13 protein-coding genes and 1 tRNA gene are annotated in these 12332 nt (G+C 68.8%); 2 read left to right on the forward strand and 12 right to left on the reverse strand.

Annotation, left to right across the window (positions count from 1 at the left end; genetic code table 11):
- Positions 1–3 precede the first annotated feature (3 nt).
- The 4 genes from ABZ928_RS10170 to ABZ928_RS10185 all read right to left on the reverse strand — a co-directional run bounded on the left by ABZ928_RS10170 (position 4) and on the right by ABZ928_RS10185 (position 5263).
- Positions 4–3687 (reverse strand): TIR domain-containing protein, encoded by a 3684-nt coding sequence (locus ABZ928_RS10170; RefSeq protein ID WP_361516661.1) that lies wholly within the window; start codon positions 3685–3687, stop codon positions 4–6.
- Positions 3688–3932: 245 nt separating this feature from the next.
- A complete protein-coding gene (locus ABZ928_RS10175) occupies positions 3933–4430 on the reverse strand; it encodes a phosphoribosyltransferase (protein WP_361516663.1) in 498 nt (165 codons plus the stop codon).
- A gap of 5 nt (positions 4431–4435) precedes the next feature.
- The gene (dcd, locus tag ABZ928_RS10180; protein ID WP_361516665.1) at positions 4436–5011 is read right to left on the reverse strand and encodes a dCTP deaminase; all 576 of its coding nucleotides are present in this window, start codon (positions 5009–5011) and stop codon (positions 4436–4438) included.
- 69 nt (positions 5012–5080) lie between these two features.
- Positions 5081–5263 (reverse strand): hypothetical protein, encoded by a 183-nt coding sequence (locus ABZ928_RS10185; protein WP_361516667.1) that lies wholly within the window; start codon positions 5261–5263, stop codon positions 5081–5083.
- Between the two features lie 273 nt (positions 5264–5536).
- Here ABZ928_RS10185 and ABZ928_RS10190 point away from each other — a divergent pair.
- Positions 5537–5607 (forward strand) — tRNA-Gly (locus tag ABZ928_RS10190).
- A 328-nt stretch (positions 5608–5935) separates the two neighbouring features.
- On the opposite strand, the gene ABZ928_RS10195 is transcribed toward ABZ928_RS10190, so the two are convergent.
- Positions 5936–6346 carry a PIN domain-containing protein gene (locus ABZ928_RS10195; protein WP_361516668.1) on the reverse strand — a complete coding sequence of 137 codons (411 nt, stop codon included), beginning with the start codon at positions 6344–6346 and terminating at the stop codon, positions 5936–5938.
- Positions 6343–6564: a type II toxin-antitoxin system VapB family antitoxin gene (locus tag ABZ928_RS10200; protein ID WP_361516670.1), complete on the reverse strand. Its 222-nt coding sequence runs from the start codon at positions 6562–6564 to the stop codon at positions 6343–6345. Before ABZ928_RS10200 ends, ABZ928_RS10195 begins: the two co-directional genes overlap by 4 nt.
- 219 nt (positions 6565–6783) lie before the next feature.
- On the opposite strand from ABZ928_RS10200, the gene ABZ928_RS10205 reads away from it, so the two are divergent.
- Positions 6784–7074, forward strand: coding sequence for an RNA-binding protein (locus tag ABZ928_RS10205; protein WP_361516672.1), 291 nt, complete (start codon positions 6784–6786; stop codon positions 7072–7074).
- 33 nt (positions 7075–7107) lie between these two features.
- Here ABZ928_RS10205 and ABZ928_RS10210 read toward each other — a convergent pair whose 3' ends face one another.
- From ABZ928_RS10210 to ABZ928_RS10235, 6 genes are all read right to left on the reverse strand, one after another.
- The gene (locus tag ABZ928_RS10210; protein ID WP_361516674.1) at positions 7108–7809 is read right to left on the reverse strand and encodes a nitroreductase; all 702 of its coding nucleotides are present in this window, start codon (positions 7807–7809) and stop codon (positions 7108–7110) included.
- Between the two features lie 50 nt (positions 7810–7859).
- Positions 7860–8867, reverse strand: coding sequence for an MsnO8 family LLM class oxidoreductase (locus ABZ928_RS10215; RefSeq protein WP_361516675.1), 1008 nt, complete (start codon positions 8865–8867; stop codon positions 7860–7862).
- Between the two features lie 21 nt (positions 8868–8888).
- Positions 8889–9407, reverse strand: coding sequence for a flavin reductase family protein (locus tag ABZ928_RS10220; RefSeq protein WP_361516677.1), 519 nt, complete (start codon positions 9405–9407; stop codon positions 8889–8891).
- Positions 9404–10744, reverse strand: a complete 1341-nt coding sequence (locus ABZ928_RS10225; protein ID WP_361516679.1) for an NtaA/DmoA family FMN-dependent monooxygenase — start codon at positions 10742–10744, stop codon at positions 9404–9406. The genes ABZ928_RS10220 and ABZ928_RS10225 overlap by 4 nt, the downstream gene beginning before the upstream one ends.
- Positions 10745–10859: 115 nt before the next feature.
- On the reverse strand, positions 10860–11594 hold the full coding sequence (locus ABZ928_RS10230; RefSeq protein WP_361516680.1) for an NAD(P)-binding domain-containing protein: 735 nt from the start codon (positions 11592–11594) through the stop codon (positions 10860–10862).
- 128 nt (positions 11595–11722) lie between these two features.
- A complete protein-coding gene (locus ABZ928_RS10235; protein WP_361516682.1) occupies positions 11723–12319 on the reverse strand; it encodes a TetR/AcrR family transcriptional regulator in 597 nt (198 codons plus the stop codon).
- Positions 12320–12332 lie beyond the last annotated feature (13 nt).

A 12332-nucleotide genomic window follows, 5' to 3' on the forward strand; every position in this document is an offset into this window, starting at 1 on the left:
CAGTCAGGATTCGAGGCGGGCCATCACCGCCTCGAAGATCACGGAGAAGCCGGCCGCGCGATGCTGGTCGGGGGTCAGCGCGTTCATGTCCCGCAGGACGTCGGCGAGCCGCGGAAGCTGGGCACGGATCTCCGTGTAGAGGTCCATGTCCTCCCGGAAACCGTGCAGATGGGCCGCCGACACGGACTTGAGCGCCTCGTCCAGCTCCCGTATCTGCTCCTCCCAGTACCGCACGTAGGCGACACGGTCCTGCGGCCGCTGGATCCGCGCGTCGGGGAGCACCACCGGGAACACCCGGTCCCGGAACTCCCCGTGCGCGGCGACCTTCAGCAGCTCGAACAGACAGCTCTGCGACTTCAGATAGGCGTCGCTGATCACCAGGACCACGCACTTGCCCCGCCCGATCCGCTCCATGAACCGGCTGATGGACGCCTTGAATCCGGCATCCCGCCGGTCCCGCACCAAGGTGACGCCCCGCGCCTGGAAAGCGGCGTCCAGTTCGTCGGCGAGGGCGTTGCTCTCCTCACTCCAGGAGTACGACAGGTAGACGTCCGCGGTGTGCTCGGCCGCCGGCCCCGTCAGCACCGCGCGGTCCGCCTCCTGTCGTACCCATTCCAGCCGCAGCGCGTCCCGCAGCGCTTTGAACGCCGGCTGGTTGAACGGAATGGCGTACAGCGTCAGCACCAGGTCGAACAGTCCGACGGCATACCGGGTGTCGTCCAGGAATTCGCCGGCCACCAGTCCGCGCAGCTCCGCCGGGCAGGCCGTCTCGACCGTGCCGGCGCGCAACAGCGGTACGACGTTGGGCGTCCGGCCGTCGGGGGCCCGGCGGCGTGCGCGGATCAGGGCGGCGTCGGCGGCCAGCCCGCCCGCCGACCGGACGAAAGCGTGCCCGTAGGCGGGCGTGACGACCGCGAGTACGACGTCGCCCTCCCGCACCTCGTGGGCGTCGGCCACCACCAGCACACCGGCCTGTCGCAGGTCACGGGCCAGCTGCTCCGACCACCCCGCGTCCTCGGGCAGATGGCTGATGTAGCAGCGGGGCACCGCGCGGTCGGCGCGGAAGCTCTTCACTCGCACCAGATGCGTCTCGTACGCGCTGCGCAGCCGCGCGGCAGCCTGGTCCCGCCCGACGCGCCGGGTGTCCTCCGCGCCGAAAGCGATCGGTCCCTCGATCTCGGGCAGGGTGATGCGGTCTCCGCATCGGAAGCAGAACATGGTCCGCATCTCGTCACGCAGGGAGTGGATCACCGCCGTACGATCCTGCTTGTGCCGGTTGGCACAGACCACCGACGGAAAAACGGTCACCGTCACGTCTCGCTGGTAGAGGAAGCTCTCGAACAGGCCCTGGAACATGCTCCGGCCGTACGGGGGCACGTCCTCGCTGTAATGGAGGACGAGCTCGATCTCACCCTCACGTTCCTGGAGGAGCCGGAGTCCGCAGATCTGCCCGCTGCCCATCTCGAACTGGGCCTGGTTCTGCCAGTAGTTGACCCGGGTGAAGGTGGGGGTGTGGCCGAGCAGCACCACGAGAGCGGGGTAGACGTTCTCCACCTGGCCGCGGACGACGTACGTCATGTCGTCGGCCGTCTCCACGGCGTCGAACAGCGGCCGTTTCTGCTTGATCAGCCCCGGGAAGATCAGCAGGATCTCCGCGCCGAGCGTGTCACGGAAGCAGAGATTGTGCTCCAGGAACCGGACCACCGCGGCGTCGAGGAGGACCTGCCGTTCGGCCGGTGACAACTCCTCCAGTTCGGGGAACCAATGCTCCCCTCCGAGCAGCGCGGCCTCGCTGATCGCGCCGAGTTCCTGCGGGTGCTTGTCGGCCTGGAGGAAGACCGACGAGGCCAGCTCGACCAGCAGCCCGGGGGTGAGCAGGACGGCCTGCGCGCCGTGGGAGTTCCGCAGCACGCACACATAGCCGTGGTTCTCCAGATGACCGACCGCGGTCATCATCTCGGCGTCGCTGAACTCCCAGTCGGGGTCCGTCGACTGGAGCTGTCGGCGCAGATCCGCGGGGAACACCAGGACCCCCGCGGGGTCCGGCCGTTCCTTCAGCGCCAGGACGAACTCCCTGATCCGCTTGAACGTGACGGTCGTGACCGTGGTGGTCATCCGCTCCCACTGGATCTGGCCCCGCACCAGCTCCATCAGCTCGGCGACGCCCGCGCCGGTCGCCGCGCTGGTGCTGACGTATCCGCCGCTGATCTCGTGCCGCTGGCAGAACTGTTCCAATTCGGACCGGGGGATCGCGGGGGCACCCCGGTCCACCCGCGCCCCCACCAGGACGGCCGGGGGCAGCCGATGCCCGCCGGACAGCTGCCGCAGCCAGAACCGCACGCCCTTCAGCGGCTCCTGCCGGTTGGACGGGTCGAAGAGCACGAGCGCGAGGTCGACGTTGTCCAGGAAGATCGCGTGCACCGGCCGGTAGACATGCTGCCCGGCGAGATCCCACAGCACCGCCTCGCAGTCCGTACCGTCCGTCCGCTGCGTCCGTATGTCGTCCACGACCCAGAACTGCTGCCCGTGCGTCGAGGCGTGCTCCCGGAACTCGTCGTAGGCCAGTCGCCAGCCGAGTCCGGTCTTCCCGACCCCCGAGTCGCCGACAAGTACGACCTTCGCCGTCATGTACCGGACGGACTCATCGGCCCCCTGCTGGGCGAGGAGACGGTCCAGGTCGTAGTCCCAGAGGGAAAGACCGGACTGGTTGGTCCAGACGGCGAGGCGCGGGAGGGTGGGGTGGAACGCCAGGGCCGGTCTGGCTGCTTCTCTGCTCCAGTTGCCCCAGTCGCTCGAGTGCCCAGCGGCCAGGAAGCCGCTGTCACGATCGGGGTCGGCATCCGGATCGTCCTCGGCGTGGGGCAGCTCCAGGACTGCGACCGTGGTCCAGTCGTCCGTGCGCCAGAGCCGGACGGTGTGGTCATCCGCCGCCGTGGCGAGGAGCTTGCCGCCCGCCGAGAACATGGCCTGCTGAACGTGGTCGGTATGCCCCTCCAGGTTCACGACGCCTTGGAGAAAGCCCTCGTCGTCGACTGCCAGGCACCTGGCCTCCTCGCCGGCACCGGCGACCAGTGTTCCGCCGTCCGGGGACCAGGCCAGGCAGGTCACGATGTCCGGTGCGCGCGCCGAGCTGACGAAGACTCCGTCAGGGACCTCCCAGGTGGTGACGGTCTGCTTCGATGATCCAGCCGCCAGCACCTCGTCGTCCGGTGACCAGGCGAGACCGTTGATGTATCCGCCGATCGGGAACTCGCACATGAGCTCCTCACCGCGTGCGTCCCAGACCATCGCCGTACCGTCCTGGGCGCCGGAGGCGAACAGATCCGAGGAACGGGACCAGGCGACCTGGCCCACCCACCGTGTGTGGGCGGTCAGATGCCAAGGGGGACCGGGCCGGTCGAGGTTCCACACCCGGACACCGTCGTGCCCGCAGGCGGCGACGAGCCGCGAGCCGTCCGGGGACCAGGACACGGTGTTGACGTAACTGTTCGTACCGTTGGCCCGCAGAACCGTGAGGTCCGTATCGCTCTCGGTGTCCAGGATGCGCACGGTCCGCTGGTCGTCAGGAACGGCCAGCAGGCGTCCGTCCGGTGACCAGACGACATACCTCCCGCAGTACTCGGCCGGCGCCCGCCCCACACCCTCGCTGAGCCATAACCCGTCACTGGACGAGACCCCGAACTCCACCCTGTCCCCCGCGCTCCCGCACATCCGCCCCGGCCCACTCCATCACCGAGCACCAGGGTGCCAACCACCGCCTCCGCCTGTCGAGCAGAAAGCACAGGCCGGCCCCGAGCGCCGCCGCCCGCCCCACTGCCCGGCAGCGATGAAGTCGGCCGTCGCGTGGACCGCGAATCCGCAGGGGGTGTGATCGGGCCACGTCTCTTGAACGCAGTTCTTGGGGAAGGCTTCCGCGGCGGATCAGAAACGGCTCAGGCGTCGAGCACCTGCCCGGCGCGTTTGATCACGGGGGGTTCGACGGACCACGGGAAGTTGATCCAGTCATCGGTCCGCTTCCACACGTACTCGCACTTCACCAGCGACTGCGTCTTCTCGTAGATGACGGCGCTGCGTACCTCGGCGACGGTGTCGAGGCAGAAGTCGCGGACCAGTTTCAGGGTCTTGCCGGTGTCGGCGACGTCGTCGGTGATGAGGACTTTCTTGGAGGAGAAGTCGATGGCGTTGGGGACGGGGGCGAGCATGACGGGCATGTCGAGGGTGGTGCCCACGCCGGTATAGAACTCGACGTTCACGAGGTGGATGTTCTTGCAGTCCAGGGCGTACGCCAGGCCGCCCGCGACGAAGACGCCGCCGCGCGCGATGGAGAGGACGATGTCGGGCTCGTAGCCGTCGTCCGCGATGGTCTGGGCGAGTTCGCGGATGGCGGTGCCGAACCGCTCGTAGGTGAGGTTCTCCCGTACGTCGCTCATGGCGTTCAGACCTGCGTCCGGTGGAAGTTGAGGAAGGAGCGGGAGGCGGTCGGGCCGCGCTGGCCCTGGTAGCGGGAGCCGTAGCGCTCGCTGCCGTAGGGGAACTCGGCGGGGGAGGACAGCCGGAACAGGCACAGCTGGCCGATCTTCATTCCCGGCCAGAGCTTGATCGGAAGCGTGGCGAGGTTGGAGAGCTCCAACGTCACGTGACCGGAGAAGCCGGGGTCGATGAAGCCGGCGGTGGAGTGGGTGACGAGGCCGAGGCGGCCGAGGGAGGACTTGCCCTCCAGACGGGACGCCAGGTCGTCGGGGAGGGTGATGACCTCGTACGTCGAGGCGAGCACGAACTCGCCGGGGTGGAGGATGAAGGGCTCGTCGCCCTCCGGCTCCACGAGGCGCGTGAGGTCCGCCTGCTCGATGGAGGGGTCGATGTGGGGGTAGCGGTGGTTCTCGAACACCCGGAAGAAGCGATCGAGGCGCACGTCGACACTCGACGGCTGCACCATTGATTCGTCGTAGGGATCGATCCGTACCCGCCCGGCGTCGATCTCGGCCCGGATGTCCTTGTCTGAGAGAAGCACGCCCCGAGGATACGCAAGGCGCGCGGACCGACCACAATCGGACGGTCCGCGCGCCGGGGTGCTACTCCTTCACGACCTCTCGTACCGCTTCCCTTGCTGCTTCTCCAAGGTCACCGGAACGACGCTGCGAAGCCGGGCACACTTCGGGCACCGGACGAGCCGCCCGGGGCCGAGCCGCTCGGCCTGCTGCATCGGGAACGAAGCGGTGCTGAACACGTGCCCATCGGCACAACGGACGACAGTGCGCTCCATCAAGTTCTGGAGTCCCTTCCCCAAGAGCCTCGTCCGGCTGCTGCTCGCCGGACGACAAATGCCACATTACGGGATCGAAGGGACGGCTCTCCAGGCGGCACTCCGACCCCGCCCAGGCCCTCTTCCACCCCTCCACCGTACGCCCCAACTCCGGTCCCCCGCAGCCCCATCGCACCCCTTCAACGCACACAGACCCCTCGGCTTCGGCGCCGGGGGTCTGGCATGAGGTAGAGTGACAGAGCGTTCCGACACCGGTCCTGACCGGCGTCTTACGCGGGTGTAGTTTAGTGGTAGAACATCAGCTTCCCAAGCTGAGAGTGCGAGTTCGATTCTCGTCACCCGCTCTTTTTGAAGCCCCAGGTCAGTGGCCTGGGGCTTGCGTATTGGCGAGGATTTCTCCGCCGGAACAGGCCGCTGGGCGCACGAAGATCGGGCACGTGGAGGGCACGGGTTCTCGGCGGTCATGGGAGCCTCACCGGATCTGACCGCGAACGGTGCCCCTGACCTGCGGCTTCACTGCATCAACCACGTCGGTCCCGCCTGCGAGCCCTCAGCCTGCCGGTCCCTCTGCACACGTGCCGGATGGCGTGGGCGGACATCGCAGTCCTGCTGGTTGCCCAACTCGTGCCCGGTGGACGGGACTTCAACGATCCCGCCGCTGTACAGCACCCCTCAGGCGACGTCGTGGATGTTGTGCTCGGTGAGGTCGGATGCGTGCTGGGCGATGGCACGGTAGTCGGCGTCGTCATGGAGGACAGTCAGGCCGTGGTGGGCGGCGGTGGCGGCGATGACGAGGTCCACCGCCGACGCGCTGCGATGCTCCCCCGCCTGGGCCATGCGGTGCTGCACCGCACTGATCCAACGCCCCGCGTTCTTCGGTACCGCCGCATCGGGATAAAGGTCGGTGAACATCTCCGCGATCTCGTCGTACTCGCGGCCATTCCGGGCGCTGTACAGGAACTCGGCTCGCTGCACGTAGCAGGACGCGATGGCACCGGCGTCGATCGCGTCGTGCCAGGCCGATTGCAGCTTTGGGTCGCGCAGGAGCCGGACCAAGCCGGAGGTGTCGAGCAAGTAGATCACCGGCCGTGCTTCTCCGTCTGGTGCAGACGCTCGGCGTCCTCGACGGCACCCCACTCACGCGCACGCTCGAAGTGACGGCTGATGCGCGCCGCACGCTCCTGCGTTTCGGCGTAGAAGTGCAGAGCCAGGTTGACCGCCTCCTTCTTGGTCCTGACCTTGGCCAGAGCCATGGCGCGCTCCAGGGCATCGTCATCGATGTCGATCTGGGTCACAGACACACGAGCACCTCCTACTCCATGTTGGTGATGTACATAGAAGCGTATGTCACCAACATGGACGATGCCACATTTTGCCCAGAACATGCCCGCAAGAACGGACAACCACTGTCAACAGTGGTGCGAACAGGCCCGCAAGCCGGCGAGCACTACCGCCGCACACGGTTACCGCTCCTGCCCCGCCCTGATGACCGTCCCAGCCCCCAGGAGCGTTCCCGCCCCATGACCGACGCCATCACCCGTGTCCGCGAACTCAACCTCTACCGCCAGTACTTCGACCTCGCCGCCGGCGACATCATCCGCTTCCGTATCAAAGGCACCGATGCGACCTGCGCGGTCAGAGTCGGCCGGGTCACTGAGTACGTCGACTTCGCGGCGCTCCTCGATGGCGAAGGGGCGGCCAACGTGAACCCGACCGCCACCCGCGACGAGCAACTGGCCGACATCCGCGCCATCTACCCGCCCGAGAAAGAAGCCCTCGGCGCCCTCGCCATCGAAATCGTCCTGCTCTAGCCCCGCGTGTAACTGACCTGGGCGCTCTTGGGCCTAGTGGTTGTCGAGGACGCCGGAGGTGTCGTGCACGACCACGCTCTGATGCAGCGGGATGCGTCCCATACCGATGTCATGCATGGGTGATTTCTGATCGCCGAAGCCGAAGGCGATGCCGAACAGCAGCTTGAGTTCCTCGGGGACGCCGAGGGACCTGCGCACCGTGTCGGCGTAGACGCCGAGGACGGCCTGCGGGATGCCGTGGTATCCGCGTGCGGTCAGCGAGAGCAGGAAGTTCTGGGCGTACATGCCGATGTCCCCGGCGGTTCGCACCCCGTCGCCGAGCAGCGGCATGAAGAGGAGGGCGACGTGTGGGGCTCCGTAGAACCTCAGGTTCTCGCGGATGACTTCCTTTCTGCCCTCACGGTCCGAGCGCTCGACGCCACGGGCCCCATAGACGATGGCCGCGTGCTGGTGCGACCGCTCCCGGTAGATGCCTTCGCCATAGCCGGAAGTGAAGTCGGGGGAGGTCCGGTCTTTCTCGTACGCCGTGAGGAGGTCATTGCTCAGGGCGTCCCGTGCCGTGCCGGAGACGATGTGGACGTTCCATGGCTGGGTGTTGCTGTTCGAGGGGGCTGTCTGCGCGTCTTCAAGAACGCCGCGGATGGCTGTGGCGGGCAGCGGAGTGGGCAGGAACTGCCGGGGCGAGTGCCGGGTCCGCGCGAGATCGGTGAAGCACGAGGTGGTGGGGGTGGGCAAAGCGGTCCCTTCGAGAATGGTCCGGCCGGTTGTCGCCGTATCAGCTGGGGTTACCTGGCCGGTGAGACGGGGGTGACGTCGAGCACCTGGGCCAGCAGGGCGCGCGAGTGCGCCCGGGCTTGGGGGTCCGAGATGATGTCCTGGATCATTACTTCCTCGACGCCGGTGGCCTTCACCATCTGTTCGAGCTGATCGCGGACGGTGGAGGGGCTGCCGGCGATCTGGCGTGGCCAGTGGCCGTCGGTGATGACCGTGGGCGCGTCCTTCTCGGCTTGGGTGAGTTCTCGCGCGGCCTCGTCGACGGTGGGGACTTGCGCGGCGGTGCCGGTGCGGGCCAGGCGCGCCATCAGGGCCGTTCTGGACCAGTTCAGCCGTTGTGCCTCGGCATCGGTGTCGGCCACCACGGCGCTCACGGACAGAATTCCGCCGTGGCCGGCGTACGCGCCGTGGCGGAGCAGGGCTCGGGTGGCTCCGCCTGGGTTGATGAAGCCCGCGAAGGCGTAGCCGAGGCCGAGTTCCGCGGCCATCAGGGCGCTGGTGCCGGAGGAGCCGAGGATCCATACCTCGGGTCGGGTGGGGATGCCGGCCGTCGGGTTCAGGCGTGCGAACGCGTGGTCGGCCGGGAAGCGGCGGTCGAAGTGCGCGAGTACCTCTTGGACTTGGAGTTCGAAGTCGTCGGCGGGCGGTGTGTTGCGGTCGCGGCGCAGGGCGAGGTCGGCCACGGGGCCGGTCGTGGCCCGGCCGAGGCCGAGGTCGATGCGGCCCGGTGTGAGGGCTTCGAGCTGGAGGAAGGTCTCGGCGACCTTGTAGGGGCTGTAGTGGTTGAGCAGCACCGCGCCGGATCCCACCCGGATGCGTGAGGTGGTGTGGGCCGCCAGGGCGATGAGGATCTCCGGCGCTGAGGACGCGGCGCTGGCGGCGTCGTGGTGTTCGGCGTACCAGATGCGGTGGTAGCCGAGGTCCTCCGCCTGACGGGCGGCGTTCACGGCGTCCTGGAGCGCCTGCGGTTTGTCACCGCCGGGGGTCACGGTGGCCAGTTCGACGAGGGAGAGCTTCATGGTCGGTCTGTCCTTGTTGCTTCAGGTGTCCAACGGTGTGGCCAGCGGTGTGTGGGTGCCGAAGGAACGCTGGTGGTAGGTGAGGGGGTTCGGGTTTCCCGGGCCCCGTTCGGCGGCGACGGCATGGGCGAGCAGGACCGTGTGGTCCCCGCCGGGGACGTAGGCGTCGACCTCGGCGGCGAGCCATGCCGCCGAGCCGGGCAGACGGGGCAGGTCCTCGCTCGGTGACCACGGGATTCCCTGGAACTTGTCCCGGCCTGTGCGTGCGAACGCGGTGGCGAGGTCGATCTGGTGGGAGCCCAGGACATTGAGACCGAAGCGGCGGGTGCGGCGGATGATCGCCAGTAGTTGTGACTCGTTGTCCAGCGACACCAGGATCATCGGGGGTGCCAGAGACAGGGAGGTGAAAGCGCTGACCGTGGTGCCGTGCGGGCGCCTGCCGTCCAGGGCGGTGACCACGGCGACCGGGGAGGCGACGGCAGCCATGGCGTCACGCAGCGCCTGTTGGGCGGAGGCGTCGGATATCGGGGTGGCGGTCATGGCCGCGGCGGTTCTGTGAGGCGGGGGTCGGGCCCGTACTGGTCCCGGGCTCCCAGGTGGTCGCGCAGGGTGGGGCCTTCGTAGTCGAGGTGGAACAGGCCGCGTTCCTGGAGGAGGGGGACGACCTGGTCGACGAAGGCGTCGACGCCGTCGTGGTAGCCGTCGATGGCCAGCGAGAATCCGTCGCAGGCTCCGGCCTCGAACCACTCCTGCATGTGGTCGGCCACGTCCGTGGCGGTGCCGGCCACGACCGGGTGGTAGTCGATGACACCGTGGGCGATGACGTCGCGCAGGCTCCATCCATCCCGGGCCACCTGGAGGGCGTGTGCGGAGCGCGGGTCGTGCGGGCTCGGGACGGCGTCGGCCAACTGCCGGGCGTTCAGGGGCTCGTCGATCTGGTCGTAGGCGAGCGGCAGGCCAATCATCGCGCCGAGGTAGCGCACCCGCTGGCGCAGGTCGACCGACTCGTCCAGGAAACGGCGCCGTTCAAGGGCGGCGGCACGGGAGGAGGCGATCGTCGGCATGAAACCGGCGAACATCTTCACCTCGTCCGGGTCGCGTCCGGCGCGTTTCGCGGCGTCCCGCAGGGCGTTGCGCTGGGCCTGGCCGTCTTCGACGGTGTGCGGGTTGGCGTAGACGCCGTCGGCGTACCGGCCCGCCAGTTCCAGGCCGTAACCGCCGCCGCCCGCCTGGAAGATGACCGGCTGGCCCTGCTCGGACGGCGGGATGGGCAGCGGGCCGCGGGCGGCGACGTGGCGGCCCTGGAGGCCGACCGGCTGGATCTTGTCCATGTCGGCGAACCTCTTGCCGTCAACGTCCCGGACCCAGGCGTCCTTCTCCCAACTGCCCCACAGGGCCTGCACGATCTGGACGACCTCGTGCGCCCGCTCGTACTTCTGAGCGCGTGGCGGAACGGGGCGGCCGAAGTTCGCCGCGGCGGCGGGGTCCGAGGTGGTGACCGCGTTCCAGCCGGCCCGGCCGTGGCTGATCACGTCCAGGGCCTTGAACTGGCGGGCCAGCGTGTAGGGCTCGTTGAAGGTGGTGGAGGCGGTGGCGACCAGGCCGATCCGCTCGGTCTCGCGGGCGATGGCGGTCATGACCAGCAGCGGGTCGATCGGGAAGTGCGGGGCCTGGTCTTCGAGGTCCACGTCCAGGACCGGGGTGTCCGCGAAGAACAGCAGCTGGATCTTGCCGCGCTCGGCCGCCTGCGCGTACCGCACGAACTGGTCCATGTCCGTGTAGCTGGACAGATTCGCCCCCGGCAGGCGCCATGCGCCGGGTTCGGCGCCGTAGCCGCTGGTGAACTGCATGCACAGGAGCATCTGTCGGGGCGTCATGGGCGCTCCTTCGAAGGAGGCGAGAAGAGGAGGAAGAAAGGAAGGGGGGCGCCGCGGCACGCCGTACGAGAGGGGCTGTCGGGGGCTTCTCGTACGGGGCCGACGGCAGGCGTGGTCACCGGTGGGCGGCGCGGTTCATCTCGACGACGTCCTCCAGGGTGGGCTCGGCACCGAGGGCGGCGAAGCGCTCCCCCATGCTCTCCCGCACTGTCGCGTCCTTGACGCGGTCGGCCGCGGCCAGGGCGGCCGGCAGCTCCTCCAGCGTCAGCTCGGTGCAGTAGGCGGGGCCCATCGGCTGCTGACGCCAGGACTCGGCCAGCGGGCCGGCGTCGTAGGGGTCGAATCCGGTGTCGTCCACCAGGCGCATGGCCACGCGCTTGGCTTCCTCGGCGTCGCCGGCGACCGGGATGGCGATGCGGCCCGGAGTGCCCGCCGGGAGGCCCTTCGTCCGCTGGGTCTCGGCCAGGGCGGCGTTCCATGCCTTGACCACGGGGCGGCCGAGGAGCTGGGCGGTGTGCTCGCTCTCTATCGCGCCGCCCTCCACCGCCTCGATCCGGCCGCTGAGATGCGGGTAGTAGTTGGAGGTGTCGATGACCACCGTCTCGGCGGGGACGGTGGCGAACAGGTCGGCCAGCTGTCCCGCCGCTCCGAAGGGGATGGCCAGGACGACGGCGTCCCTGTCCTTGACGGCGTCCTCCAGAGCAACGGCACGGGCGCCGGTCTCGAGTACGCCCGGCGCGATGGCCTCGGGACCGCGGGCGTCCGCGACCTGGACGTCGTGACCGGCTGCGCTGAGCTTGCGGGCGAGGTTGCCGCCGATGGCACCGGCGCCGATAACAGTTATTTTCATGATTTGTCCTTCCAGAGGGCGCGCCGACCCTGCCGAGGCGGCGCGATGTGATCAAGCGGAACGAAGGCGCGGGGCACCGCCCGAAGTCCAGGGACCCCTGGAGGTTCGGGTGAGCGTCGGGCGAAGGGTTACGCCTGGGGCTCCTGTTCGCGGTAGCCGGCGGCGATGAGCGCGCGAACGCGGTCCAGCGACTCCTCCTCCGCGGCGCCGGCTCCCTTGAGCCAGGCGACGGAGATGGCCGCGAGGAACAGGTCGTACCCCTTCACCGACTGGCGTACGCACCCCGTCCGCTGAGCGGCCCGCACATACCCCTCGGTGGCGGTGATGACGGTGTCGCAGGGCAGCGTGAGCGGGTTGTCCGGGTCCTGCGCCCTGGCCGCGGCCATGAGCGGCTCGGGCAGTCCGCTGAACGCGCTGAAGTACTCCTCCAGCGCGCGCAGCCACTGCTCCAGCGCCTTGTCGGCGTCACCGAGGCGGGCGATCTCCTCCTGGCGCGCGACCAGTTCTTCGGAGCGCGTCTGCAGTACGGCCGCCAGCAGCGCTTCCCGGGTGGGGAAGTGCCGGTAGAGGGTGCCGGGCCCGACGCCCGCCTCCTTGGCGACCGCCTCCAGGGACGTACCGACGCCGTACTTCAGGAAGTGACGCTGCGCCGCTTCCAGGAGGGCGACACGGTTGCGCTGGACGTCCGCACGGGGCTTGCGTCCCTGCTGGCCGCTGGCGCTCATGTGCCCTCCTGGT

The organism is Streptomyces sp. NPDC046909 (assembly GCF_040644695.1).
Taxonomy (GTDB): Bacteria; Actinomycetota; Actinomycetes; order Streptomycetales; family Streptomycetaceae; genus Streptomyces.